Here is a 23,632-nt window from a genome sequence, read left to right as displayed (position 1 = left end):
TGAGGTGCGGCGCGCGGCCCGTCAGGCGCCGACGGCGCTCAGGGCGGGCACGCTGTCATTGCGCGCTCGTTGCGGCAGGGGCTTCTCGCTCAGGGTGTTGATGTCACCGCACAGCTCGCCGCCTTCGTCGATCACCAGCTTGCCGTAGCGAATCTTGCCGCTGACGCGGCCGGTGGCATGCACGATCAACTGCCGGCGGGCGGTCAGCTCGCCCTCGAAGGTGCCGTGGATTTCGGCAACGTCGATGCTGACCTTGCCGGTAAACGAGCCCTGTTCGGCGATGCGGATGACGCGGCTGTCCATGGTCGCCTCGACGCGGCCTTCGACGACCAGCGTGTCGCAATCGAGAATCTCGGCGCCCTTGAGCTTGACGTCGGGGCCGACGATCAGGCGCGCTTCCGAAGCGTTGGATTCGCCGGCAGCCACCGGCGGTTCGGGCACGGTGACGGGGACAACGGCGGGCGTGTCGACGGTCGATGTGCTTTCCGTTGCCGGGGTCGGCGCGGCGTTCCTGTTCGCCAGGTCGGCGACCGGTTGAACCGGCGTGCTGCCGGCACCGCCGCCGAGCACCGGGCGCGCATCCTTTCGCGTGATCATGTCGTTGCGGTTGTTGAAGCTGGGTTTGTTGAACATGCTCTTTCCTTTGGCTGCGCTTGAAAATGGCAAAACCTTTGCGATTAGCGTGCCAGTAATTTAAAATCAAATAAAAACAGTTATTTGAAACGAATTTTTAAACTGCTTGCGCAATATTTCCGGAGTGCCTGTCGGGATATGGCGACAGCTATTTGCTGATTGTCGCGAAAGTCTTGCCAGTTGGTGTTTTCCGGTTGTCGGAAAAAAGCGACATATAGGCAAGTTTATGAATTCAAACGATTTTATTTTTGACATGATATTGGTTGTTATCGCGGCTAAAACGCTCTGCCGGCTGCCGATTCGGCTGTTGCGGTCTACACTTTCGTTTTTCGAAAAACGTGTTGCATGATTCGAATTTCCTTTCGTCAGGGGCTGCTGGCCGGCTTCGTCGTCATCGTCCTCCTGCTCGGCGGGGCGGCGCTGCGCAGCTGGCTGGTGGTCGAACATTTCGTCGACCAGAGCCGGCGGAACGGCGAGCAGGCCCTGGCGGTCACCGCCTCGATCCAGGAACTGGGGGAGCGCACCGTCGACATGGAACGCAGCGCCCGCCAGTTCCTGGTATTGCAGGATGACGCGGTGCGCCAGCGCTTCGACGAACACCTCGGCCAGGCGCTGGCGGTGGTCGATCGCCTCGATACCTTCGCCGCCAAGCCGCTCAAGTCGCTTCTGGCGGACTGGCGGGAACAAGCCGAAGCGCTGCGCAGCGGCCTCGATCACGGGGCGCCGCAGGTCGATCTGGCGCCGGTTATGGGGCGTCTTGTCGATCTCAACGGCCTGTTGAAGGCGGCCGGCAAACACTGGATCGATACCCAGAACAGCGAGCTGCTGATCCAGCTGGAAGCCAATCGCCTGCGCCTTGGCGGGCAGATCGCGGTGGCGCTGGTCGGCGCGCTGCTGGTCGTCATGGCGGTGGGCTGGTGGCTGGTGCGCCCGCTGCGCAACCTGGAGCGGGCGATCGCCCGGCTGGGTGAAAAGCGTTTCGACGAGCCGGTCCCGGTCGGCGGTCCGGCCGACTTTCGCCAGCTGGGGCGGCAGCTCGACTGGCTGCGGCAACGCCTTGCCGAACTGGAGGCCGACCGCGAGCGGACCCTGCGCCATGTTTCGCACGAACTAAAGACGCCGCTGACCGCGCTGCGCGAGGGCGTCGCCCTGTTGCGCGAGGAAGTGCCGGGGCAACTCGGCATCGCCCAGCGCGAGGTGGTTGATATCCTGCAGCACAACGTGATCGGCCTGCAGCGCCAGATCGAAGGCCTGCTGAGCCTGAACGCGGCGGCTTTCGAAGGCAGCCGCCTGGCGCGGCGGCCGGTGGTCCTGCATGACTTCCTGGCGGAGGCGGCGCGCCGGCGCGAGCTGCACAGCCAGGCTCGGCACCTGGCGGTGCGCATCGAGGCGGCGGACAAGACGGTATCGGTAGATGACGAAAAGCTGGCGGTCATCATCGACAACCTGCTGTCGAACGCCATCGACTTCAGTCCCGAGGGCGGCGAGATCCGCTTACTGGCCTCGACCGGCAACGGCATCCTGCGCGTCGAATGCATCGACCAGGGACCGGGCGTCGCCGACGAAGACGTGGAACGGATCTTCGAGCCCTTCGTCCAGGGGCGGCGCAAGGCATCGGCGCCGCGTCAGGGCAGCGGGGTCGGCCTGTCGATCGTCCGCGAACTGGTCCGCGCGCTGGGTGGCAGCGTCAGCCTGCTTCCGGCCGCGGTAGGTGCCCATTTTTGTGTGGAAATACCTCATGAACAGCAACATTAACTTTCCGCGTCGATGTGTCGCCGGCCTGGCCGGGCGCGCTTCGGGTGTGGCTCTCGCCGTCCTGCTCGCGGCCTGCGCCGGCACGCCTCCGGCGCCGCCGGTCAACGGTGCCGCGCCAGTCGCCGCTCCGCAGTTGCAGGCCAGCGAGGAATCCGGCCAGGTGGCGGCACTCGCCTATTATCAGCTGCTGCAGCGCATGACGCCGGCACAGATCGCCCGCGAGCGGCAGGTCCTCGCCGCTCTGCCGTCGACGCCCTACACGCAGGTGCGGACCGCGATGGTGCTCGGCCATCCGCGTGGCCAGCAGGATCTCGCCAAGGCATCGGGCCTGCTGGAAGGCTTACTGAAATCGAACGAACCGGCCGCCGTCAGCCTGCAGCCCCTGGCCCGGTTGCTGAACGACAATTTCAGCGAGCGCCAGAAGCTCGAGGTGCAGCTGGACAAACAGGGGCAGCAACTGAAGGAGAGTCAGCGCAAGGCCGCCGAGTTGCAGGAAAAGATCGACGGTCTCGCGGACATCGAGCGCACCTTGCCACAACGCCCGCGGGCGACGCGCCCGGGCGGGAGCGTGCGGTGAATCCGGCGAGCGGCGCCCACGGCGCCCACATCCTGGTCGTCGACGACGACGAGGACATCCTGCGGCTGCTCTCGATGCGCCTGCGGGCCCGCGGCTTTCGGGTGACGGCCGTGGTTTCCGCCGAAGAGGCGCTGGCCCGCATCGCCGTCGACCCACCGCGCGCCGTGGTGAGCGACGTCCGCCTGCCGGGGCGCGACGGCCTGGCGCTGTTCGAGGAAATCCGCAGCACCCGGCCCACCTTGCCGGTGATCCTGCTGACGGCGCACGGCACCATACCGGATGCGGTCGACGCCACTTCGCGGGGTGTTTTCGGCTACCTGACCAAGCCTTTCGACAGCCAGGTGCTGCTGGAAAAAATCGACCAGGCGCTGCAACTCTCGGCGCCGGGGGGAGGGGAGGACTTCGTCGATCCGCTGGCGACCGGCGGGCAGTCCGACGAGTGGCTGGCCGGCATGGTCTTCCGCAGTTCCCGGATGGCCGAGCTGTTGGCCGAGGCGCGCATGGTGGCGGCTTCCGATGCCAGCGTGCTGATCCGCGGCGAAAGCGGCACCGGCAAGGAAGTCCTGGCGCGCGCCATCCACCGCGCCAGTCCGCGTGCCAAAGGGCCGTTCGTGGCGATCAACTGCGGCGCCATTCCCGAACAATTGCTCGAATCCGAGCTGTTCGGCCACGTCAAGGGCGCTTTCACCGGTGCCGGCAATACGCGGGCCGGGCTCTTCCAGGCGGCCAATGGCGGCACGCTGTTCCTCGACGAAATCGGCGACATGCCGCTGGCGCTGCAGGTCAAACTGCTGCGCGTGCTACAGGAACGCATGGTGCGCCCGGTTGGCGCGACGCGTTCCGAGGCGGTCGACGTCCGTCTGCTCTCGGCCACCCATCGCGACCTCGACGCCGCGATGGCGCAAGGGCAGTTCCGGGAAGACCTCTACTATCGCCTGGATGTCGTGTCGCTCACGCTGCCGCGCCTGGAAGAGCGACGCGAGGACATCCCGCCGCTCGCCGCCCACTTCGTCCAGCAAGTGGCAGGCAAGTACGGCAAGCCGATCAGCGGCTTCGCGCCGGATGCCCTGGAAGCGCTGGCGACGGCGGCCTGGCCGGGCAACGTGCGCCAGCTCTACAACGTCGTCGAGCAGAGCTGCGCCCTGACCTCGACGCCGCTGATCCCGCTGACCCTCGTCCAGCGCGCCCTGCGCGTTCCGGCGATGGAAGCCTTGAGCTATACCGAGGCGAAGCAGCGTTTCGAGCGCAATTACCTGGTGCAACTGCTCAAGCTGACCGAAGGCAACGTCGCCGACGCCGCCCGCATCGCCGACCGCAACCGTACCGAGTTCTATCGGCTGCTGCAGAAACACGATCTGACGCCGGCCATGTTCCGCGGTGATGGCGAACCTGCCGCCGATTAGCGACAGCCCGCCGGGCCTGTGAAATCCGGCTTTCCGGCGATGGGCCGGCAATCATGTCGTCGACGGGCGACGCAACTGCCGCCAGCGGCCCGGCGAAATTCAAAAAGTCACTGATTTGTATAGGAAAAATGTTTCTGGCATGGACCTCGCGTAGTCCTCCGCGTGTCCAACACGAAAAGGAGTACATATGTCCAAGCGCTATTCCGCGGCAATTGCCCTGTTTGCCGTCAGCCTTTCCGGCGGTATTGGACTGACCGCGTTCGCCATTGACAATCCGCAGGGGATGGCGGCGACTGTCGAAGCACCCGATGCCACGCTGAATGAAAGGATCGAAACCTTGTTGCGTACCGACATCGGCTTGGCCGGCGGACAGTTCAGGGTGAACACCAGGGCCGGCGTGGTGACGATCGGCGGCACGGTGCCCGACGAAAACGCGCTGCGCCGCGCGCTGGATCTGGCCAGCAGCGTCAAGGGTGTCCGGGAGATCCGCAGTGGCATGGTGGTCGACGCCCCAAAGTAGTCGCAGGGGGCGAGCCGGGCCTCTGGCAGGGTCTGGCTCTGGCAGGGTCTGGTCAAGTTGATTCCAGGGTTACCAGGAGCGCTCCCTCATCAACTGTATCGCCCTCTGTGACATGAATCGCAAGCACGCGGCCGGCTTGGGGCGAGGGAATATCCAGCGCCACCTTGCCGGTTTCCAGCGTCAGCAGGTTGTCGTCACGCTCGATCACGTCGCCGACCTTCACCAGCAATTCGAGGATGAAAACGTTGCCGCTGGCGCACGATCCGCAGCTTTGCCAGCACTCCGGGTATTTCGGCATGTGAACGGAAATCGTGCTCATGATCCAGTTTCTGTGGAAGGGCTTGCATTCTACGCGTTCATCCGTATAATGCGCGGCTCTGACAGCGCGCCCGTAGCTCAGTTGGATAGAGTATCTGGCTACGAACCAGAGGGTCGGGCGTTCGAATCGCTCCGGGCGCGCCATTCAGAACATGCACTTAGGTCAATCTTCGGATTGGCCTTTTTGCTTTCTGTGGGGAAAAATTGGGGACTCGACTTCCCAACTTGTTCCCGGCGGATCGTCTCCAAGCTTCGATTCGTCCGGCTACGCTCATCGGTAATCCGTTCCAGGGCGTCCAGCAACTCCTCGATCTGTGCCACCGAGCAATGCGCCGTCACATCAAGCCGTGCATCAACTCCCCTTAGCACCCCCAGGCAACAATTCGTGCCGGCACTGGCACGCATATGCATATCAACACAATGTCGTTCTGGTTCCCTAGTGGCGATGTTAACGTTGTGACGCGTCAATAGCCGTCAGGTTCTTGGCGCCGTCTCTCTCCAGCGCTCTTGCGTTTTTGGCCACCACCTCGCGTGGCTGTTTTTTCTGGTCGATGGCTGCCGGGACAGGGCGACGACGCACGGGCTCGCCACTATAATCGCGGCATCGTCCAATCACGAAGGCATAACCCTCATGAAGCTGTTCCTGGTCTGGCTGTTGAACGCGGTCGCGCTCCTTCTGGTGCCTTACATCGTTCCCGGGGTGCACATCGACACCCTGTATTCCGCCCTGATCGCCGTGGTGATCCTCGGGCTGGTCAATACGGTGATCCGCCCGATCTTCATCCTGCTCACCTTGCCGGTCACCTTGCTGACGCTGGGGCTGTTCCTGTTCGTCATCAATGCGCTGTTGTTCTGGTTCGCCAGCGACATCCTGAGCGGCTTCCGGGTCGATGGCTTCTTCGCCGCCCTGTTCGGTTCCATCGTCTATAGCCTGGCCAGTTGGCTTTTCTCGTGGCTGATGCAGGGCCAGAAGCGCCCGAGCTAGACCCTCCGTCCGCCGCAAAACCTCAGGGCTTGAGGTAGGCGGCCTTTTCCTCGATCTGCAGGCGGGCGATTTCGGCCACGCCGGCAGGCACGACGGTGGCATTGGCATCCACCGCGCCGTCGCCCAGGTTGCGACCCTTCAGCGTATTGCGGCAGATCTCGAACTGCACGCCCTGCGCGGCGAGCGGCTTGACCTTGCCGGCATAGGGCTCGCCATTCGCCTCGCAGGCATCCTTGAGCAGGAAATCTATGCCGCGCCCTTGGCTGACGACGTGGATGCGGGTAGCCGTGCCGGTCGTCTTCAGCAAGCGCAGCGTCGGCCAGCTGAGCAGCGCGCTGGCCTGCGTCACGGGCTGATTCATTCAGGACAGATGATCGGCGGGGCAGAGCGGGGCGCCGCGGCGCAGCGCCAGGCGCGCCAAGGCCCGCGCTTCGCCGGCGTCGATCTCGTCGAGCCAGCTCGGCAGGGCGCCGAAGCGGGTTTCGTAGGCGGAAAGTGGGTCGGGGGAAATGTGCCGGATCGGCAGTTCGAGGGTGAGAACCATGTTCTAGCTCCTTGCTCCCCGTTGAGTCCGGCGAGGCCGGCTCCCGGGGATGTGGAGCGAGCGACACTTTAGCCAGTATTTGTCGTCCGCCCTGGCAAGTTATCGATTAAATCCGGCGGTGTCGGGCCATTGTGCGACGGCCTGTTGCGGTCGACAAAGAATTTTTGGCTATTTCCATATGTCGACCGCGGCAAATGGTGCTCAACGCCTGGGGAATAAGCATCGAAGAAGCGCGTCGTTGGGTTTGCGCAACCGCCTGCTTAGGCTGGCGCCTCCATTCAAACGACAGGAAACATCCGGAGTTCCCCAATGCGCATTCGCCAACTCATTCACGCCGCCGTTCTGCCCGCCGTCCTCGCGCCCGGACTGGCGCTCGCCACCAACGGCTATCTCTCGCATGCCTAGGGCTTGGCTTCGCCAAGCCGAGTGTGGACCCGAAAAACGACCCTTCGAGACTTTCTGTGTAGGCCGGAGCCATTCGCAAGGCGGAGTTCGGTCTAGTCATTTAGGTAGGGGCAGGCATAGGGCGTTCGGATTGATTTGATCCAGATCAAGCCGGGCTCGCCCGGCGGCGGCACATTGGGTGCCCGACCACCCAAGTCCCCCGCCAGGAGCAGCGATGCGCGACTCGAAGCCTGTCCATAAAGAGACCCATCTGGGTCGCGTCCCATTGTTCGATGACCTTCCGGGCGGGGAGATTCAGCAGCTTGCCAAGGCCAGCAAGGTAGTCGTTCTCGAAAAGTGCGGCACGCTGTTTCGAACGGGAGAAACCTGTCCTGGCCTGCATGTGGTGATGTACGGCCAGCTGAAGGTGGCGTTTTCGTCAACGCAGGGCAGCGAGAAAGTGGTCGACATCCTGCAGGCGGGCCAGAGCTTCGGCGAGGCCGAACTGCTGCTGGACGAGCCGTACCGCGCGCATGCCCAGGCGCTGTGCGACACGCTGGTGCTGCAGGTCGCCGGGACGGCGATTCTCGATCTCATCGCCCGCAACCCCGGTTTCGCCCACCGGCTGCTGAACGGCATGTCAAGACGCCTGCACGACCTGATGATCGACCTGGAGGGATACACGCTGCACACCGGGGCAGCGCGCGTACTCACCTTCCTGCTGCGCGAAGCGGCTGTCCAGGAGCCCTGCAACGAATCTGCGGTAGTCAGGCTGTCGGCGCCCAAAGGCGTCATCGCTTCGCGCCTGAATCTCAGCCCCGAGTATTTCTCCCGCATCCTGCACGATTTGAGCGAGCAGGGTTACTTCGCCATCCACGGGCGCGACATCCACATCGACAGCGTATCCCGGCTGCAACTTGGTTTGGCGTAGCCGATGCATGCTCAAGACATGCGACTTCAGCCATGATCGCTCTCGATATCAACGCCGTATATACGATCGAACTCTGCAGCGGAGAATTGAGGCAGTGGAAATACCTTGGTCAGGACAGCCGTCGTCTGGTCTGGTGGATGGATCTGGAAACACGGCAGGAGTTCAACGAGTCATCCCTGATGTATGCGTGGAGCGTCAAGGAGAGGGTGGCGTCGCACCAAAATGCACCGGATAACCATGTCGACCGCACCGGCCGATATGGCGAATAACCGGACTTGTTAAGGCATCCAGAACTTTGAGTGCTCGGTGACGGCGACGCTGGTATCGGCCACGTCCGCTATGCCGAAAGTGATCGGGGTGGCACCGCTGCCCGTTGCCCCGGGATCCGCCCTGACGACCGCCGTCTGCGTGCCGATCTCGCCGCCGGCGATAGTGACTTCGTTGTCCCCGGCGAGGCGGATGCCGTCGATTCCTCCGATGCTGATGCGGAAGGTCCGGGTCTGGTCGCCGGTATTCATGATCTGCAGGCGATACGTATTCTCGATCGCGCCGTCGTCCGCCTCGCGGGAGAGCACGTTGCGATCCTTCAGGACGTTGACCTTCAGCGGGATGCGGGTAGCCAGGGACCAGGCGGTCGCCAGCGTGAGCAGAACCAGGATGGCGGTGTAGATGATTACCCGTGGCCGGGCGGCCCGACGGACGATATCCATTGGCGTGTAGCGCATGCTGACCGCATTTTCAGTCGAGTAGCGGATCAGGCCGCGCGGGTAATTCATCTTGTCCATCACCTGGTCGCAGGCATCGATGCAGGCGGCACAGCCGATGCACTCGTTCTGCAGGCCGTTGCGGATATCGATCCCGGTCGGGCAGACCTGGACGCAGATGCCGCAGTCCACGCAATCGCCGAGACCCAGGGCGCGTGGGTCGCTCCCCTTGGCGCGGGCGCCGCGCGATTCGCCGCGCACGGTATCGTAGGCAATGATCAGCGTATCCGGGTCGAGCATCACGAACTGGAAACGGGCGTATGGGCAAATCTGCCGGCACATCTGCTCGCGCAGGAAACCGGCATTGCCGTAGGTGGCGAAGGCGTAGAACACCACCCAGAACGCCGACCACGCGCCGGGCGACAGGGTGACCAGATCGTGCATCAACTCGCGGATCGGCATGAAGTAACCGACGAAGGTGATCCCGGTCCACAGCGAGAAGAATCCCCAGGTGGCATGCTTGGCGCTCTTGATCGCCAGCTTGCGCGGCGACCACGGCGCCGCATCGAGCTTGATCCGCTGCGGCCGTTCGCCTTCGATGACTTTCTCGAACCAGAGGAAGATTTCCGTATAGACGGTCTGCGGGCAGGCGTACCCGCACCACAGGCGCCCGGCCACGGCGGTGAACAGGAACAGCGCCAGTGCCCCGAGAATCATCAGCAGCACGAGATAGATCGTGTCCTGCGGCCAGAGAACGAGATCGAAGAAATAGAACTTGCGGTTGTCGATGTCGAACAACACCGCCTGTCGACCGTGCCAAGGCAGCCAGCACAGGCCGTAGAAGACGATCTGGGTCAGCCAGACGCAAACCCAGCGCCAGCGCGTGTAGGGGCCGCTGATCGAACGCGGGTAGACCTTGGCGTCCGGGTCGGCGACCGGCTTGATCTCGAAGACTTTCCTGGTAGCGGGCGGCTTTGACATTCTTGCTTCAGCGAGGGCGATCGGTATGGATTGCGCCGGGCATTTGCCATAAGGTATAAATGAAATAGATCTTGATCCTAACAAGCTTCTTTGCCATAAGCAATATATTAAATATATCTTATAAGCTGATATGCGCCTGAGTACCTTTTCCGACTACAGCCTGCGCGTCCTGATGTACCTTGGCGCGCAGCCGGACCGACTGGCGACGATCGCCGAGATCGCTGCCGGCCATGGCATTTCCGAAAGCCATCTGATGAAGGTCGTGCATCAGCTAGGCCGCTGCGGCTTGGTCGAGACGGTTCGCGGCAAGGGTGGGGGAATGCGGCTGGCCGTTGCGCCGCAGAACATTGTGCTCGGTGATGTGATCCGGCAGACCGAAAGCGATTTCACGCTGGTTGAATGCTTCGGTGCCAACGCTACCTGCCGGATTCAGGGAGCATGCCATCTGAACGCCATTCTCGATGAGGCTTTGAACGCACTGTTCCTGGTGCTTGATGGCTATACGCTGGCGGATCTGCTGGGGAATCCGCAAGGACTCATCCCGGCGATACCATGCAGCGAAACCGCCAGCCAGATGGTAACGACGGACTCGCTTACTGGAGATGACGATGAGCAGCGCTAAACAGCCAGTATCCCTGCTCGGGGATTTGATAGTCGAACAGACTGCCGATGCCATCATCTATTCCGACCGGCAAGGCATGATCGAACGCTGGAACGCCGCGGCGACAGCAATGTTTGGCTACACCGCCGCCGAGGCGCTTGGGCAGAGCCTGGACCTGATCATCCCCGAGCATTTGCGTGCTGCGCACTGGCGTGGTTTCGATGCTGCCATGGCAAGCGGTACAACGCGGCTGCATGGCCGCCCGACGCTTACCCGGGCGCAGCACAAGTCAGGGAGCAAGCTTTATGTCGAGATGAGTTTTGCCCTGGTCTTCGATGCGGCAGGGGCGGTTATCGGGTCGGTTGCGATGGTGCGTGATGTGACCGAGCGTATGGAGCGGGAAAGGATGGCGACAAAAGAAGTGGCGCCAGGGAAGCCATGATTGCCGGCGCAGTGAACAAGCGATCATTTCCGGATTCCAGCATGCATACCGTGGGCTATGCCGACTCAGCGTCCGGGTCGATGCCCCAGTCTCCCCACTTGTACCAGTCCTCTCCCAGCATTTCGGCGGGGTGCTGGGTGCGACCGGAACCGTTGCCGCACTGTAGGGAATTCACGGAGCAGTATTTATCGCACCCCCAGCAGGTTCGCTCGGGGTGTTTGGGGTGCAGCGGAAATTTTTTTGCCATGTCGGAAGATTTAAAAAACAAGGGCTTCGCGCTCATATTCCGTCACCTTGGCATCAAGCATGCCGTCCTGTTTCACAATAGTTGAGTCTACTACTCGGTTATTTTGCCCGGATTTGATCTCGGTCACAGAACCGGCAGGTAAACCGACCACCGTTGGAAGCTCTCGGGCGCACCATTCAAAAGAAGCGCTCAGGTCAATCTCCGGATTGGCCTTTTTGCTTTCTGGTGCTTCTGCTATACGCTCCGGTAATGTTCAACGGGGAGTGACGTAGCATGTTGGAAAACCACTGGTGTGCCTCGGTCGATGCCACCATCGATTTGCGGACTGGCTGCAATCCGCTGGAGCAGCATGGGCCGCAGGCGGTAATCGTGCATGCGGATGCCTGGGCGCCGATCGAAGCGGTGGCCGATCCGCACGACATCAGACAGGTAGTCGATTACGAGGTGATCTTCCTGGCAATCCGCAAGCTGGAAGGCAATCCGCATTCGATCTGCCTCGAAACCAGCATTCTGGAAGTGATGGACGCCATCTTCTCGATGGCCATCGTCACCTCGGCTTACGTTTCCATGCACAAGCCGCATGTTTACAACGGGCAGGGCACGCCGGCGATTTCGTTGTCGCTGACCCGCGAGCAGTGGGCGAAGCGGCGGGCATGATCGCCGCCATTGGGGCCGTGGCGAGCAACGGCATGCTCGGCCTTGATGGCTGGCTGCCGTGGGACATTCCCGAGGAACTGGCCTATTTCGAGCGAACAGTCGCCGGCGCGGCGCTGGTGATCGGGCGTCTGACCTACGAATCGATGGACGTCGTGCCGCCGGATTCGTTCGTGGTCAGCCGTCAGCCCGGATTGTCGTTGCGTCCCGGTTGCGTGCGGGTGGATTCGGTCGAAGCGGGGCTGCGTGCGGCAACCGCCACCGGCAAGGACGTATTCGTGATCGGCGGGGCGTCGATTTATGAAGCGGCCTGGCCCTATTGCCAGCGCTTCTACCTGACGCGCATCGAGATGCCGTTCGCCGGCGACACGCTGTTTCCGGAGAGCATTCCGCTCGCTGCCTGGCATCTGGTCAGCGAGGAGCGGCAAACCTATCGCGAGCGTAAATCCGGGCGCGACGTGCTGTGCCGCTTCCTGCAGTACGAACAGGACAATCCTCGGCCCCTGCGTTGAGCCTGTTGCGGTCAACATCCTTTTTTGGGTGAATTCCTCTAAAAAGAGGCTTGCGATCGGGGGGCATCTTCCTTATGATTCAAACGAACGTATGAATCACGATTCTGGAAGCAGGTGACCGCCATGGCAGAAGTCCGCAACATCGATACCCGCGAGCGCATCCTCGATGCCGCCGAGCGCCTGTTCATGGCGCACGGCTACGAGGGCACCTCGATGCGCCAGATCACCGGCGATGCGGCCGTCAATCTGGCGGCCGTCAATTACCATTTTGGTTCCAAGGAATCGCTGATGCAGGAGGTCTTCCGTCGCCGCCTGGACTGGCTGAACGAGGAGCGGATGCGTGTCCTCAACGAAATGGAGCAGGCTGCCGGCGACAATCCGCTGAAGCCGTCGCAGATCGTCGACGGTTTCTTCGGCACGCTGTTGCGCATGGCCGACGACAAGGAGCGGGGTGGCGTCACCTTTCTGCGCCTGCTCGGCCGGACCCTGACCGAACCCTCCGAATTCGTCCGCACCTTTCTCGCCGACGAATACGCCGGGGTCATGGAGCGGTACAAGGCGGCGCTGTTCAAGGCGCTGCCGGACGTGCCCAAGGCGGAAATCGTCTGGCGCTTTCACTTCATGCTCGGCGCGACTTCCTACGCCATCGCCGGGACCGATGCCTTGCGCGTCGTCACCGATTGGCAAATCGAGGCTTCGGACACGGTCGACCGCACCGACCGCCTGGTGCCGCGCCTGATGTCCTTCCTGCTCGGCGGGTTGCGCGCGCCGCTGCCGCAGTTCGGCTCGCCGGCGGAAGATGCCGATGTCAAGGTTGCCTGAAACATATAACTAGATTCGATAGGAGACAGCATCATGTTCAACAATCTCATCCCTCTGCTGGGTGTTGCCATCCTGGTGGCTTTGGCCGGCGTGATCCTGGTTCGGCCATTGCGCCGCGCCGTGATCACCCGGCCCATTTTTTCCACCTACCGCAAAGTGTTGCCACAGATGTCCGGCACCGAGCGCGATGCGCTGGAAGCAGGCACCGTCTGGTGGGAAGGCGAGCTGTTCCGTGGCAAGCCGGACTGGCAGAAACTGCATGCCTACCCGCAGCCGAAGCTGACCGCCGCCGAACAGTCCTTCATGGACAAAGAGGTCGAGGAAGCCTGCCGCCTGGTTGACGACTGGAAGGTCACCCACGAACTCTACGATCTGCCCAACGAAGCCTGGCGCTACATCAAGGACAAAGGCTTCCTCGGCATGATCATCCCGAAGAAGTACGGCGGCCTGGAGTTTTCCGCCTACGCCCATTCGCAGGTGGTGACCAAGCTGTCGACGCGTTCGTCGGCGCTTTCGGTGTCGGTCATGGTGCCGAACTCGCTCGGCCCGGCCGAACTGTTGCTGCACTACGGCACTGACGATCAGAAGAACCATTACCTGCCGCGCCTGGCCAAGGGCATCGAGGTGCCGGCCTTCGCGCTGACCAGCCCGTGGGCTGGTTCCGACGCCGCGTCGATTCCCGATTCCGGCATCGTCTGCAAGGGCATGTGGCAGGGCAAGGAAGTGCTCGGCATGCGCGTCACCTGGGACAAGCGCTACATCACGCTGGCGCCGGTGTGCACCATCCTCGGCCTGGCTTTCCGCATGTACGACCCGGACGGCCTGCTCGGCGGCGAGAAGGATATCGGCATCACCTGCGCGCTGGTTCCCTATGACCATCCCGGCGTCGATACCGGCCGCCGCCACTTCCCGCTCAATGCGATGTTCATGAACGGCCCGACGCGCGGCAAGGACGTCTTCATGCCGCTCGACTTCATCATCGGCGGGCCGAAGATGGCGGGTCAGGGCTGGCGCATGCTGATGGAGTGCCTGGCCGCCGGCCGCTCGATCTCGCTGCCATCGTCGAACACCGGTATGGCGCAGATGACGGCGCGCGCTGTCGGCGGCTATGCCCGCGTGCGCAGCCAGTTCAAGATGGCCGTCGGCAAGTTCGAGGGCGTCGAGGAAGCGCTGACCCGTATCGGCGCCTACACCTACATGATGGACGCCACGCGCAAGATGACCGCCGGCGCCGTCGATCTCGGCGAAAAGCCATCGGTTGTTTCGGCCATCGCCAAGTACCACGTCACCGAGCGTGCACGCCAGGTGGTTAACGACGGCATGGACGTCATCGGCGGCAAGGGCATCTGCCTCGGCCCCTCGAACTTCATGGGCCGCGCCTACCAGCAGGTGCCGATCGGCATCACCGTCGAGGGCGCCAACATCCTGACCCGCTCGCTGATCATCTTCGGCCAGGGCGCCATTCGCTGCCATCCCTTCCTGCTCGCCGAAATGCAGGCGGCGCAGAACCCCAATGTCGGCAAGGGTCTGGTCGATTTCGACAAGGCGCTGTGGGGGCATATCGGCTTCACCATCAAGAACGGTTTCCGCGCGCTGTGGCTGGGCATGACCGGTTCGCACTTCGCTGCGGTCGACGTCGATACAGCACCCGAAATGGAGCGTTACTACCAGCAGATGACGCGCTTTTCGGCAGCCTTCGCCTTCCTTTCCGACATTTCATTGCTGGTCCTCGGTGGCAGCGTCAAGCGCCGTGAAAAGCTGTCGGCGCGCCTCGGCGACATCCTCGCCCAGATGTACCTGATTTCCTGCACGCTCAAGCGCTACGAGGAAGAAGGCCGCAACGCCGCCGACGCGCCGCTCGCCCATTGGGCGATCTGGGATGCGATGTACAAGGCACAGCAGGCCTTTGACGGCGTCATCGCCAACTTCCCGGTGCGCTTCATCGCTGCCTTCCTGCATCGCAGCATCTTCCCGTGGGGTCACCCGTATGTCGTGCCGTCCGACGATCTTGGCCATCAGGTTGCCAAGTCGCTGATCGCGCCGTCTGCCACCCGTGACCGCCTGACCGCCGAATGCTTCCTGCCGCGCACCGAGAACGAGCCGGTCGGCGCCATCGAACTGGCGCTGGCAGCCACGCTGGAAGCCGAGGCGATCGAGGCGAAGATCCGCGAGGCCGAGAAGGCCGGGCGTTTCGCCGACAACCCGCGCGCCAATGTGCGTGACGTTGCCGGCGTGGCCGTCGAACTCGGCGTCATCACGGCCGCCGAGTACGAGGTTATGAAGCGGCGCAACCATCTGCGCGACATCGTCGTCCGCGTCGACGATTTCCCGTTCGACTACAACGTGGCGACCGCCAACAAGCCGGCGCTCGAGCGCAAGGCCGCCTGAGGATCCAGCATGTCGTTTCAACCGGTGTATGTGGTCGATGGGGCGCGCTCGCCCTTTTTGAAGGCACAGAAGGGGCCGGGGCCGTTTGCGGCCTCCGATCTGGCCACCCAGGCCGGGCGTGCGCTGCTGCTGCGCCAGCCCTTCCTGCCCAGCGATCTCGATGAGGTGATTCTTGGCTGCGCGGCGCCGTCGCCAGACGAAACCAACATCGGGCGCATGGTCGCCCTGCGGCTCGGCTGCGGCAACAAGGTGCCGGGATGGACGGTGATGCGGAACTGCGCCAGCGGCATGCAGGCGCTCGATTCGGCCATCGCCAATATTCATGGCGGACGGGCCGATCTGGTCCTGGCCGGCGGCGTCGATGCGCTGTCACGGGCACCGCTGCTCTACAACGACACGATGGTGGGCTGGTTCGCCGCGATGATGGGGATGCGTACGGTCAACCAGAAAATCGGGCACTTTTTGAAATTGCGCCCCACCGCGCTATTGAACCCGGTGATCGGCCTGATGAAGGGATTGACCGATCCGGTCTGCGGCCTGCTGATGGGCCAGACCGCCGAGAACCTGGCATGGAAATTCGGTATCGACCGCCAGCAGATGGACGAATTCGCGGTACGCAGCCACCAGCGCGTCGTCGCCGGCCGGGGTGCCGGGCATTACGGCGAGATCGTGCCGGTGGTCGACGATAAGGGGAACATTTACGGTGAGGATGATGGCGTTCGCGCCGACGCCAGCATGGCCGGGATGGCCAAGCTGAACCCGTTCTTCGACAAGAAATACGGCAACATCACGGCCGCCAACAGTTCGCAGATCACCGACGGCGCCGCCTGGCTGATCCTGGCCTCGGAAGCCGCCGTGAATAAATGGAGTCTCAAGCCGCTCGGCAGGATTGTCGACAGCCAGTGGGCCGGCCTCGAACCGGCGCAGATGGGTCTCGGCCCGGTGCATGCGGCGACGCCGATCCTGCAGCGTCATGGCTTGGGGCTCAACGACCTTGATGCCTGGGAACTCAACGAGGCCTTTGCCGCACAGGTCATGGGTTGCCTCGAAGCCTGGAAATCCGACGACTATTGCCGCGAACAGCTCGGGCTGGCGGGCGCCCTCGGCGCGCTGGACGAAGACAAGCTGAACGTCGACGGCGGTGCGATCGCCCTCGGCCATCCCGTGGGCGCCTCCGGTGCCCGCATCGTCCTGCATCTGCTGCACGTGCTGCGCGAGAAGAAGGCGCGGCGCGGCATGGCCACCATCTGCATCGGCGGCGGGCTGGGCGGGGCCATGCTGGTCGAGGCGGGGAGCTGAGATGCGGATAGGAATCGTCGTCGATTCGGCCTGCGACCTGCCGCGCGATTTCCTGACGGAAAACGATGTGCGCATCATGCCGATCACGCTGCGCATCGGCGATCTGCTGATCGAGGACCGGCGCGACCCGGAGGAGACGCAAGCGTTCTACGTCAGGCATCTTGACCGCAAGAGCGAGGATTTCGCCGAGTCGATCCCCTATTCGGTCGAGCAGATCGAAAGTCTGTTTCTCGAGCGCCTGGTCCTCGATTACGACTACGTATTCTGCCTGACCATCACCAGCACGCGCAGCCCGATCTTCGATCACGCGATGAAGGCGTCGCGCGGGATCCTCGGCCGCTACAAGGCGATTCGCCGCGCAGCGGGATTGCCCGAGCGCTTCGGTCTCGCGGTTGTGTCGACGCGCAACCTGTTCACCGGGCAGGCGGTGCCGGTGGCCGAGGCGGTGCGCCTGATCCGCGCCGGCGGCGCGCCGAGCGACATCGGCAAGCGCCTGCGCGAGCTGGTCGAACAGACGCACACCTACCTGGTTCCGGCCGATCTGTTCCACATCTACCGGCGCGCCTCCAAGAAGGGCGACAAGAGCCTGAGCTGGGGTTCATACACGCTTGGCTCGTGGCTCGACGTCAAGCCGATCCTCCATTGCCATCGCGATGTGACGACCACCATCGACAAGGTGCGCGGTTTCGAGGCCGGCGCCGAGCAGATTTTCGTCAAGGCCGCCCAGCGGATACGCGACGGTCTCGACACACCTTACATCTGCATCAGTTATGGCGGCCAGCCGGAGGCCGTTCGCGGCCTGCCCGGATATGCCGCCCTGGCCGAGACGGCGAGCGGGCATGGTGCAGAAATCCTGGTTTCCCCGATGAGCAAGACGGCGGCGGTCAATGTCGGCCCCGGCGCCATGTCGCTGGCTTTCGCCGCCAGCGGCCATCGCCCCAATTGAGATAGATAGCGGATGATGAATTTCAATTTTCAACACTGGCAGATCGCGGTCGAGCCGGAGGGTATCGCCATCGCGACCCTGGACAAGCAGGGTGCTGCCGCCAATGCGCTGTCGGCCGATGTGCTCGCCGAATTCGGCCAGTTGCTCGACCAGCTCGACGTTTACCCGCCGAAGGGACTGATCATCCGTTCGGGCAAGGCGGCGGGCTTCGTCGCCGGTGCCGATATCCAGGAATTCTCCCAGCTCGACACCGCCGAAAAGGGGCGCGCGCTCGTCGCCCGCGGCTGGGATCTGTTCAACCGGCTGGCGGCAGTCCGTTACCCGACGCTGGCGCTGGTTCGCGGCCACTGCCTTGGCGGCGGCCTCGAACTGGCGCTGGCGTGCCGCTACCTGTTGGCGGTCGACGAGCCGGGAACCAAGATGGGGCTGCCGGAAGTCATGCTCGGCATCTTTCCCGGCTGGGGCGGCATGCTGCGCCTGCCGCAGCGCGTCGGCCCGGCTGCCGCGCTGGACATGATGCTGACCGGCAAGACGATCGATGCCCGGCGGGCCAAGCGCATGGGGCTGGCCGACGACGCGGTGCCGCCGCGCGTCATGGAACGTGCCGCCCGCATGATGGTGCTGTCCGATGCGCCGCGCCGCCCGTTGCCATTGATGCAGAAGCTGCTCAACGGGCCGCTGAAGAGCGTGGTCGCCAACGGCGCCCGCAAACAGGTGGCCAAACGTGCGCGGCCGCAGCATTACCCGGCGCCGTACGCGATCATCGACATCTGGGCGAAACACAACGGCAACGCGCTGGCGGCGCCGGAGCTGGTCGATGGCATCGTCCGCTCGCCGACGGCGCGCAATCTGGTGCGCGTTTTCTTCCTGCAGGAGCGGCTCAAGAGCTTCGGCAAGGACTCTGCTTTCAAGGCCAAACGCGTGCACGTCGTCGGTGCCGGCACCATGGGCGGCGACATTGCCGCCTGGTGCGCGCTGCGCGGCTTGAGCGTGACCCTGCAGGATCAGGGGCTGGAGCGCATCGCCCCGGCCCTCAAGCGCGCCCGCGAGAATTTTTCCCGGCGCATCAAGGACAAGCTGCAACTGCGTGCGGTCATGGATCGCCTGATTCCCGACCCAGATGGCGCCGGCGCGGCGCATGCCGACGTCGTCATCGAGGCCATCTTCGAGAACGTCGAGGCCAAGCATGCGCTGCTGCGCAAGCTGGATGCGGTGATGAAGCCGGACGCCGTGCTGGCGACCAACACCTCCAGCCTCAAGCTGGAAGACCTGCGCACCGTGCTGCAACGGCCCGAGCGCCTGGTCGGCATCCACTTCTTCAACCCGGTGGCGATGATGCCGCTGGTCGAAGTGGTCGAAGCCGACGGCGCCGATCCCGGCATGGTGCAGGCTGCCTGTGCCTTCGTCCGCCAGATCGACAAGCTGCCGCTGCCGGTGAAGAGCGAACCCGGCTTCCTGGTCAATGCCGTCCTCGCGCCCTACATGCTGGAAGCGATGCGTGCGGTCGACGAGGGAATTGCCCCGGAAACCGTCGACGAGGCGATGCTGGCTTTCGGCATGCCGATGGGCCCGGTCGAACTGGCCGACACCGTCGGTCTCGACATCGCCGTTGCCGCCGGCCGGCAGTTGGCGGGCGGAGCGGCAGCGCCACGCTGTCTGCTGGGTCGCGTCGACAAGGGGCAACTGGGCAAGAAGACCGGGCAGGGCTTTTATGCCTGGAGCGCCGGCAAGGCGCAGAAGGGCGGAGCGGGCACGCCGCCCGACGGCCTCGCGGCACGCTTGGCCAAACCGCTGATCGACCGCGTCGAGCAACTTGTGACGACCGGTGTCGTCGCCGATGCCGAACTGGCCGACGCCGGGGTGATCTTTGGTACCGGCTTCGCCCCCTTCACCGGCGGGCCGCTCAACTACCGAAGGACGGAAAAGTAACAAGCTGTTGCCCGGGCGCAACACTGACCTTCGGAATCCCCAGTTTTGTGTAGATTTCAAACGCTTGTTTGAGATTTAATTTGTGTTGTAATTTTTTGTAAATTAGTTCCATTAAATAAACAAATGAGGAGATAGATAGATGAATAAGAATATGACCCTGCGCCTGATTCCAGCCCTGCTGGCAGTCGCATTTTCCGGCACGGCCAGCGCGTCGGGTTTCCAGTTGATGGGCGAGCAGAGCGCCAGTAGCTTGGGTAATGCGGGTGCCGGTTCGGCCGCCGTGGCCGAGAACGCCAGCACCATCTACTACAACCCGGCCGGCATGACCGAACTGGGTCGCGGTTCGGTGTCCGCCGGCCTTGTCGCGGTCAGGACCAATTTCGAATTCAGCAACGACGGCTCGATCACGCCAGGCCTGACTGGCGATGGCGGCAACGGTGGCAACTGGGGTGTTGTCCCGAATGCCTACGGCTCATGGCAGCTCGCCAAGGACTGGTACATCGGCCTCGGCATCGGTGCCCCGTTCGGTCTGAAGACAAAATATGATGCCCCATGGATCGGCTCGGCCCATAGTAACGAATTCGATATCAAGACCATCAACATCAACCCGTCGATCGCGTGGCGTGCGGCGGACTGGGTGTCGCTCGGTGCCGGTATCAACTGGCAGCGGATCGATGCGACTTATAAGCGGGCGGCCGGTACCAACGGTGTTCCGATCCTTACTAATGGTCGTCCGACGATTGTCAACGGTCAAGTTGTGACCTACCCCAATGGATTGCTGCCCAATACGAGCGTCAAGTTGGAAATGGACGATGATGCTTGGGGCTGGAACGTTGGTGCTTTGTTCAAGCCGGCAGAGCAGACCAAGATCGGTGTCTCCTATCGTTCCAAGATCAAGTACACCGCGACAGGGGATGTTTCCGTTTCCGGCCCGAGCGCCGCCGTCAATGCCGGTGGCAGTAGCAATATCAAGGCCGACATCGATGTTCCGGATACCTTCATCCTGAGCTTGTCGCAGGGTATCGGCGACAAGTGGGAACTGCTGGCCGATGTTTCCTGGACCGGCTGGAGCAGCATTCCGTACGTCGATATTGTGCGCACGTCGGCTACGCCCGCTTACGCGTCGGGGTCAACCGCCCAGAAGCTCAACACCAAGTTCGACGACGCCTGGCGTTTTGCGCTGGGTGCCAACTACAAGCTGGACGAGGCGTGGAAGCTGCGCTTCGGTATCGCCTACGATCAGACCCCGGTGCCGAATGCCGAATACCGCCTCGTTTCGCTGCCGGACAACGACCGTACCTGGTTCAGCGCCGGCTTCCAGTGGAAGCCCGCCAAGGACATGGCGCTCGACGTTGGCGCTGCATACCTGTATCTGAGGGATGCGAATATCAATAACGACCTGCGCGCCGAAGGAAAGGGGCTGGTCAAGGGCTCCTACAATGACAGCGCTTGGCTGATCGGTACCCAGTTCTCGATGTTCTTCTAAGCGACTTTCCGTTTTATTCATTGCCCCGGCCAGTCCGGGGCTTTTTTTTGAGTATTTCCTCTAAAAAATGCGTTGACCGCAACCGCGCCTCCTCTATAATTCAAACGTTCGTTTTAGTTTAGCGAAGCAGTCAAAAGACCATTAAAGGAGAACCGCTTGAACAAGCTGATCGTAAGAAAAGCCGCCGTGCTAGGCGCCGGCGTGATGGGGGCGCAGATTGCGGCGCACCTGGCGAACGCCGATGTGCCGGTGGTGCTGTTCGACCTCCCGGCGAAGGAAGGCGACAAGAACGGCGTCGTGAAAAAGGCCCTCGACGGCCTCAAGAAGCTCGACCCGGCCCCGTTGTCCGGCAAGGCCAAGCTCAAGTACATCGACGCCGCCAACTACGATGAGCACCTGCCACTGCTCGCCGAGTGCGACCTCGTCATCGAAGCCATCGCCGAGCGCATGGACTGGAAGAACGACCTCTACGCGAAGATCGCGCCGCACCTCAAGGGCGATGCCATCATCGCCTCCAACACCTCCGGCCTGTCGATGAACGCCCTGGCCCAGGGCCTGCCCGAGAACGTGCGCCCGCGCTTCTGCGGCATCCACTTCTTCAACCCGCCGCGCTACATGCACCTGGTCGAGATCATCGGCACGCAAAGCACCGATGCGTCCACGCTCGATGCCCTCGAAACCTGGCTGACCTCGCGTCTCGGCAAGGGCGTCGTCCGCGCGCTGGATACCCCCAACTTCGTCGCCAACCGCATCGGCGTCTTCTCCATCCTGGCGGTGATGCATCATACCCAGGCCTGCGGCCTCGGCTTCGACGAGGTCGATGCCCTGACCGGCCCGCGCATCGGCCGCCCGAAGAGCGCCACCTACCGCACGGCGGACGTCGTCGGCCTCGATACCCTGGCCCACGTCGTCAACACCATGCAGTCCACACTGCCGAACGACCCGTGGCACGCCTACTTCACCAACCCCGCCTGGCTGCAGGCCCTGATCGCCAAGGGCGCGCTCGGCCAGAAGACGCGCGGCGGCATCTATCGCAAGCAGGGCAAGGAGATCCAGGTGCTCGACCTGGCGGCGCAGGATTACCGCAAGTCGGGCGGCGAAATCGCCGACGAGGTCGCCGCCATTCTCAAGATCAAGTCGCCCGCCGAGAAATTCGCCGCGTTGCGCGCCTCGGCGCATCCGCAGGCGCAATTCCTGTGGGCCATCTTCCGCGACATCTTCCACTACGCCGCCGTGCAGCTCGAAAGCGTTGCCGACAACGCCCGCGATCTCGATCTCGCCATGCGCTGGGGCTTCGGCTGGACGCAAGGCCCCTTCGAAACCTGGCAGGCTGCCGGCTGGGCCGACACTGCCCAAGCCATCGCCGCCGACATCGCTGCCGGCAAGGCGATGAGCGCCACACCGCTGCCGGCCTGGGCGCTGGAAGCCGGGCGCACCGGCGTGCATACCGCGCAGGGTTCCTACTCGGCGAGCAGGAACGCCTACGTCGCTCGCTCGACCCTGCCGGTCTACCAGCGCCAGCTCTTCCCCGAGCGCGTCCTCGGCGAAGCCGCCGCCACCCCGGAAAAATCCGGCGAAACGCTCTATGAAAATGATGGTGTGCGCCTGTGGAAGCTGGCTGCGGTCGACGCCAAAATCGGCATCATTTCCATCAAGTCGAAGATGCACACCATCGGCAACGAAGTGCTCGACGGCGTCATCGCCGCCGTGCGCCAGGCCGAAACGACGCTCGACGGCGTCGTCATCTGGCACGAAGCCCCGTTCGCCGTCGGCGCCAACCTGCAGCAGGTCGGCGAAGCCTGCGCCGCCGGTCAGTTCGACCTGCTCGAAGCGACCGTCGAGAAATTCCAGCGCGCCTCGCAGACGCTGAAGTACGCCCAGGTGCCGGTCGTCGCTGCGGTCCAGGGCCTGGCCCTCGGCGGCGGCTGCGAATTCGTCATGCACGCCGGCAAGCGCGTCATGGCGCTGGAAAGCTATGTCGGCCTCGTCGAAGCCGGCGTCGGCCTGATCCCGGCCGGTGGCGGTTGCAAGGAATTCGCCGTGCGCGCCGCCGACTGGGCCGCGCAATCGGCGACGCCGGGCGAAGTGTTCAACTTCCTGCAGCAGGTGTTCCAGACCATTGCCATGGCCAAGGTCGCCAAGAGCGCCCAGGAAGTCATCGACTTCGGCTTCGCCAGGCCGTCCGACACCATCCTCTTCAACGCCCATGAGTTGCTCTACGTGGCGATCCGCGAGGCGCGGGCGATGGCCGAGGCCGGCTACGCGCCACCGCCGCTGGCTCGCGCTATCCCGGTTGCCGGCAAGAACGGCATCGCGACCTTCGAGATGATGCTGGTCAATATGAAGGAGGGCGGCATGATCTCGGCCCACGACTACAAGGTCGCCCGTTCGGCTGCCGTTGCCCTGTGCGGCGGCGAGGTCGAGACCGGCAGCCTGGTCGACGAGGAATGGCTGATCACCGTCGAACGCCAGTTGTTCGTCGAACTGCTGAAAACCCCCGAAACCCAGGCCCGGATCAAGCACATGCTGGAAACCGGCAAGCCGCTGCGTAACTGATCGGGTCGAGGAGAG

The 23,632-nt window shown here is 63.3% G+C and carries 24 protein-coding genes and 1 tRNA gene; 19 read left to right on the top strand and 6 right to left on the bottom strand.

The window, feature by feature from the left end; genetic code table 11:
* Positions 1 to 21: 21 nt before the first annotated feature.
* The gene (locus GH660_RS14115) at positions 22 to 633 is read right to left on the bottom strand and encodes a polymer-forming cytoskeletal protein (RefSeq protein ID WP_153147314.1); all 612 of its coding nucleotides are present in this window, start codon (positions 631 to 633) and stop codon (positions 22 to 24) included.
* A gap of 345 nt (positions 634 to 978) precedes the next feature.
* Here GH660_RS14115 and GH660_RS14110 point away from each other — a divergent pair, with 345 nt between their 5' ends.
* The 4 genes from GH660_RS14110 (at position 979) to GH660_RS14095 (ending at position 4,888) form a co-directional block, all read left to right on the top strand.
* Positions 979 to 2,388: an ATP-binding protein gene (locus GH660_RS14110; protein ID WP_153147313.1), complete on the top strand. Its 1,410-nt coding sequence runs from the start codon at positions 979 to 981 to the stop codon at positions 2,386 to 2,388.
* Complete coding sequence (locus tag GH660_RS14105) at positions 2,372 to 2,965, top strand: permease (RefSeq protein ID WP_153147312.1); 594 nt, start codon at positions 2,372 to 2,374, stop codon at positions 2,963 to 2,965. The genes GH660_RS14110 and GH660_RS14105 overlap by 17 nt, the downstream gene beginning before the upstream one ends.
* Positions 2,962 to 4,368 (top strand): sigma 54-interacting transcriptional regulator, encoded by a 1,407-nt coding sequence (locus GH660_RS14100; protein WP_153147311.1) that lies wholly within the window; start codon positions 2,962 to 2,964, stop codon positions 4,366 to 4,368. Before GH660_RS14105 ends, GH660_RS14100 begins: the two co-directional genes overlap by 4 nt.
* 187 nt (positions 4,369 to 4,555) lie before the next feature.
* Positions 4,556 to 4,888: a BON domain-containing protein gene (locus GH660_RS14095; protein ID WP_153147310.1), complete on the top strand. Its 333-nt coding sequence runs from the start codon at positions 4,556 to 4,558 to the stop codon at positions 4,886 to 4,888.
* A gap of 52 nt (positions 4,889 to 4,940) precedes the next feature.
* Here GH660_RS14095 and GH660_RS14090 read toward each other — a convergent pair whose 3' ends face one another.
* The gene (locus tag GH660_RS14090) at positions 4,941 to 5,207 is read right to left on the bottom strand and encodes a biotin/lipoyl-containing protein (protein WP_153147309.1); all 267 of its coding nucleotides are present in this window, start codon (positions 5,205 to 5,207) and stop codon (positions 4,941 to 4,943) included.
* 66 nt (positions 5,208 to 5,273) lie between these two features.
* On the opposite strand from GH660_RS14090, the gene GH660_RS14085 reads away from it, so the two are divergent.
* Both GH660_RS14085 and GH660_RS14080 read left to right on the top strand, forming a co-directional pair.
* Positions 5,274 to 5,350 (top strand) — tRNA-Arg (locus GH660_RS14085).
* Positions 5,351 to 5,837: 487 nt separating this feature from the next.
* On the top strand, positions 5,838 to 6,191 hold the full coding sequence (locus tag GH660_RS14080; RefSeq protein ID WP_153147308.1) for a phage holin family protein: 354 nt from the start codon (positions 5,838 to 5,840) through the stop codon (positions 6,189 to 6,191).
* A 22-nt stretch (positions 6,192 to 6,213) separates the two neighbouring features.
* Here GH660_RS14080 and GH660_RS14075 read toward each other — a convergent pair whose 3' ends face one another.
* Together GH660_RS14075 and GH660_RS14070 are read right to left on the bottom strand one after the other, a co-directional pair.
* Positions 6,214 to 6,552, bottom strand: coding sequence for a DsrE family protein (locus GH660_RS14075; RefSeq protein ID WP_153147307.1), 339 nt, complete (start codon positions 6,550 to 6,552; stop codon positions 6,214 to 6,216).
* Positions 6,553 to 6,735, bottom strand: a complete 183-nt coding sequence (locus GH660_RS14070; protein WP_153147306.1) for a hypothetical protein — start codon at positions 6,733 to 6,735, stop codon at positions 6,553 to 6,555. It lies immediately after the preceding gene.
* Between the two features lie 670 nt (positions 6,736 to 7,405).
* Between GH660_RS14070 and GH660_RS14065 the strand changes: the two genes are divergently transcribed.
* Entirely contained in the window at positions 7,406 to 8,050 is a 645-nt protein-coding gene (locus GH660_RS14065; protein ID WP_194266322.1) for a Crp/Fnr family transcriptional regulator, read from the top strand.
* Positions 8,051 to 8,082: 32 nt separating this feature from the next.
* On the top strand, positions 8,083 to 8,319 hold the full coding sequence (locus GH660_RS14060; protein WP_153147304.1) for a hypothetical protein: 237 nt from the start codon (positions 8,083 to 8,085) through the stop codon (positions 8,317 to 8,319).
* 9 nt (positions 8,320 to 8,328) lie between these two features.
* On the opposite strand, the gene ccoG is transcribed toward GH660_RS14060, so the two are convergent.
* Positions 8,329 to 9,735: a cytochrome c oxidase accessory protein CcoG gene (gene ccoG, locus GH660_RS14055; protein ID WP_153147303.1), complete on the bottom strand. Its 1,407-nt coding sequence runs from the start codon at positions 9,733 to 9,735 to the stop codon at positions 8,329 to 8,331.
* Between the two features lie 130 nt (positions 9,736 to 9,865).
* Between ccoG and GH660_RS14050 the strand changes: the two genes are divergently transcribed.
* Positions 9,866 to 10,357, top strand: a complete 492-nt coding sequence (locus GH660_RS14050; protein WP_153147302.1) for an Rrf2 family transcriptional regulator — start codon at positions 9,866 to 9,868, stop codon at positions 10,355 to 10,357.
* Positions 10,344 to 10,778, top strand: a complete 435-nt coding sequence (locus GH660_RS14045) for a PAS domain S-box protein (protein ID WP_153147301.1) — start codon at positions 10,344 to 10,346, stop codon at positions 10,776 to 10,778. The genes GH660_RS14050 and GH660_RS14045 overlap by 14 nt, the downstream gene beginning before the upstream one ends.
* Positions 10,779 to 10,833: 55 nt before the next feature.
* Here GH660_RS14045 and GH660_RS14040 read toward each other — a convergent pair whose 3' ends face one another.
* A complete protein-coding gene (locus GH660_RS14040) occupies positions 10,834 to 11,025 on the bottom strand; it encodes a DUF3079 domain-containing protein (protein WP_153147347.1) in 192 nt (63 codons plus the stop codon).
* A 273-nt stretch (positions 11,026 to 11,298) separates the two neighbouring features.
* On the opposite strand from GH660_RS14040, the gene GH660_RS14035 reads away from it, so the two are divergent.
* The 9 genes from GH660_RS14035 (at position 11,299) to GH660_RS13995 (ending at position 23,617) form a co-directional block, all read left to right on the top strand.
* The gene (locus GH660_RS14035; protein ID WP_153147300.1) at positions 11,299 to 11,682 is read left to right on the top strand and encodes a dihydroneopterin aldolase; all 384 of its coding nucleotides are present in this window, start codon (positions 11,299 to 11,301) and stop codon (positions 11,680 to 11,682) included.
* On the top strand, positions 11,679 to 12,191 hold the full coding sequence (locus GH660_RS14030) for a dihydrofolate reductase (protein WP_153147299.1): 513 nt from the start codon (positions 11,679 to 11,681) through the stop codon (positions 12,189 to 12,191). The genes GH660_RS14035 and GH660_RS14030 overlap by 4 nt, the downstream gene beginning before the upstream one ends.
* A 123-nt stretch (positions 12,192 to 12,314) precedes the next feature.
* Positions 12,315 to 13,013, top strand: coding sequence for a TetR/AcrR family transcriptional regulator (locus tag GH660_RS14025; RefSeq protein ID WP_153147298.1), 699 nt, complete (start codon positions 12,315 to 12,317; stop codon positions 13,011 to 13,013).
* 33 nt (positions 13,014 to 13,046) lie between these two features.
* Positions 13,047 to 15,401: an acyl-CoA dehydrogenase gene (locus GH660_RS14020; protein WP_153147297.1), complete on the top strand. Its 2,355-nt coding sequence runs from the start codon at positions 13,047 to 13,049 to the stop codon at positions 15,399 to 15,401.
* Positions 15,402 to 15,410: 9 nt separating this feature from the next.
* Entirely contained in the window at positions 15,411 to 16,700 is a 1,290-nt protein-coding gene (locus GH660_RS14015; RefSeq protein ID WP_153147296.1) for an acetyl-CoA C-acetyltransferase, read from the top strand.
* 1 nt (position 16,701) lies between these two features.
* Positions 16,702 to 17,646: a DegV family protein gene (locus GH660_RS14010; protein WP_153147295.1), complete on the top strand. Its 945-nt coding sequence runs from the start codon at positions 16,702 to 16,704 to the stop codon at positions 17,644 to 17,646.
* A 15-nt stretch (positions 17,647 to 17,661) separates the two neighbouring features.
* Complete coding sequence (locus tag GH660_RS14005; protein WP_153147346.1) at positions 17,662 to 19,575, top strand: 3-hydroxyacyl-CoA dehydrogenase NAD-binding domain-containing protein; 1,914 nt, start codon at positions 17,662 to 17,664, stop codon at positions 19,573 to 19,575.
* A gap of 139 nt (positions 19,576 to 19,714) precedes the next feature.
* A complete protein-coding gene (locus tag GH660_RS14000; RefSeq protein WP_153147294.1) occupies positions 19,715 to 21,061 on the top strand; it encodes an OmpP1/FadL family transporter in 1,347 nt (448 codons plus the stop codon).
* A 156-nt stretch (positions 21,062 to 21,217) separates the two neighbouring features.
* Positions 21,218 to 23,617 carry a 3-hydroxyacyl-CoA dehydrogenase/enoyl-CoA hydratase family protein gene (locus tag GH660_RS13995; RefSeq protein ID WP_153147293.1) on the top strand — a complete coding sequence of 800 codons (2,400 nt, stop codon included), beginning with the start codon at positions 21,218 to 21,220 and terminating at the stop codon, positions 23,615 to 23,617.
* The last annotated feature ends 15 nt before the right edge of the window (positions 23,618 to 23,632 follow it).

This window comes from Dechloromonas sp. H13 (assembly GCF_009469615.1).
In the GTDB taxonomy this organism is placed as follows: domain Bacteria; phylum Pseudomonadota; class Gammaproteobacteria; order Burkholderiales; family Rhodocyclaceae; genus Azonexus.
This window is presented reverse-complemented; position numbering and strand designations above follow the sequence as displayed.

Coding starts and splice junctions, on each gene's coding strand:
- GH660_RS14105 (WP_153147312.1), top strand. CDS start 2,372: ATGAACAGCAACATTAACTTTCCGCGTCGATGTGTCGCCGGCCTGGCC.
- GH660_RS14115 (WP_153147314.1), bottom strand. CDS start 633: ATGTTCAACAAACCCAGCTTCAACAACCGCAACGACATGATCACGCGA.
- GH660_RS14025 (WP_153147298.1), top strand. CDS start 12,315: ATGGCAGAAGTCCGCAACATCGATACCCGCGAGCGCATCCTCGATGCC.
- GH660_RS14040 (WP_153147347.1), bottom strand. CDS start 11,025: ATGGCAAAAAAATTTCCGCTGCACCCCAAACACCCCGAGCGAACCTGC.
- GH660_RS14050 (WP_153147302.1), top strand. CDS start 9,866: ATGCGCCTGAGTACCTTTTCCGACTACAGCCTGCGCGTCCTGATGTAC.
- GH660_RS14080 (WP_153147308.1), top strand. CDS start 5,838: ATGAAGCTGTTCCTGGTCTGGCTGTTGAACGCGGTCGCGCTCCTTCTG.
- GH660_RS14070 (WP_153147306.1), bottom strand. CDS start 6,735: ATGGTTCTCACCCTCGAACTGCCGATCCGGCACATTTCCCCCGACCCA.
- GH660_RS14090 (WP_153147309.1), bottom strand. CDS start 5,207: ATGAGCACGATTTCCGTTCACATGCCGAAATACCCGGAGTGCTGGCAA.
- GH660_RS14110 (WP_153147313.1), top strand. CDS start 979: ATGATTCGAATTTCCTTTCGTCAGGGGCTGCTGGCCGGCTTCGTCGTC.
- GH660_RS14075 (WP_153147307.1), bottom strand. CDS start 6,552: ATGAATCAGCCCGTGACGCAGGCCAGCGCGCTGCTCAGCTGGCCGACG.
- GH660_RS14095 (WP_153147310.1), top strand. CDS start 4,556: ATGTCCAAGCGCTATTCCGCGGCAATTGCCCTGTTTGCCGTCAGCCTT.
- GH660_RS14010 (WP_153147295.1), top strand. CDS start 16,702: ATGCGGATAGGAATCGTCGTCGATTCGGCCTGCGACCTGCCGCGCGAT.
- GH660_RS14005 (WP_153147346.1), top strand. CDS start 17,662: ATGAATTTCAATTTTCAACACTGGCAGATCGCGGTCGAGCCGGAGGGT.
- GH660_RS14045 (WP_153147301.1), top strand. CDS start 10,344: ATGAGCAGCGCTAAACAGCCAGTATCCCTGCTCGGGGATTTGATAGTC.
- GH660_RS14000 (WP_153147294.1), top strand. CDS start 19,715: ATGAATAAGAATATGACCCTGCGCCTGATTCCAGCCCTGCTGGCAGTC.
- GH660_RS14015 (WP_153147296.1), top strand. CDS start 15,411: ATGTCGTTTCAACCGGTGTATGTGGTCGATGGGGCGCGCTCGCCCTTT.
- GH660_RS14030 (WP_153147299.1), top strand. CDS start 11,679: ATGATCGCCGCCATTGGGGCCGTGGCGAGCAACGGCATGCTCGGCCTT.
- GH660_RS14060 (WP_153147304.1), top strand. CDS start 8,083: ATGATCGCTCTCGATATCAACGCCGTATATACGATCGAACTCTGCAGC.
- GH660_RS14035 (WP_153147300.1), top strand. CDS start 11,299: ATGTTGGAAAACCACTGGTGTGCCTCGGTCGATGCCACCATCGATTTG.
- ccoG (WP_153147303.1), bottom strand. CDS start 9,735: ATGTCAAAGCCGCCCGCTACCAGGAAAGTCTTCGAGATCAAGCCGGTC.
- GH660_RS14020 (WP_153147297.1), top strand. CDS start 13,047: ATGTTCAACAATCTCATCCCTCTGCTGGGTGTTGCCATCCTGGTGGCT.